Source organism: Mesorhizobium sp. M7A.F.Ca.AU.001.01.1.1, assembly GCF_004022735.1.
In the GTDB taxonomy this organism is placed as follows: Bacteria; Pseudomonadota; Alphaproteobacteria; order Rhizobiales; family Rhizobiaceae; genus Mesorhizobium; species Mesorhizobium ciceri.
On record NZ_RZPF01001380.1, the window covers coordinates 1 to 415 of the forward strand.

A 415-nucleotide genomic window follows, 5' to 3' on the forward strand; every position below is an offset into this window, starting at 1 on the left:
GTTACGTCATGCCCTTGATGATCGCGCCGCAGGTGACGGCGCTGGCCTGGCTGCAATTGTTCGGCCCGGCAAGCCCGTTCCTCAAGCTGTTCGGGGCGGCACCGCCGCTCGGTACCAGGAACCCGCTCTATTCGACATCGGGCATCATCCTGCTGCTCGGCGTGCAGTATGGCCCGCTGGTTTTCCTGTTGGTGCGCGCCGGGCTGCGCAAGCTGCCGCGCGAGCTGGTCGAAGCCGCGCGGGCGGGCGGTGCCGGCTGGTTCACCGTGCTGGTCACCATCGTGCTGCCCTTGATGACGCCGTCGATCATGGCGGCCGCTGCCCTTGCCTTCGTCTCATGCGTCGGCAATTTCGGCATTCCGGCCTTTCTCGGCATTCCCGCCAACTATCTCGTGCTGCCGACGCTGATCTATCA

Annotated in this window: 1 protein-coding gene; it reads left to right on the plus strand. The window is 65.5% G+C overall.

Annotated features, from left to right (window positions below):
* Window positions 1–415: ABC transporter permease subunit (locus tag EN884_RS38285; RefSeq protein ID WP_128361248.1), on the plus strand; the 415-nt coding region annotated here is incomplete at both ends.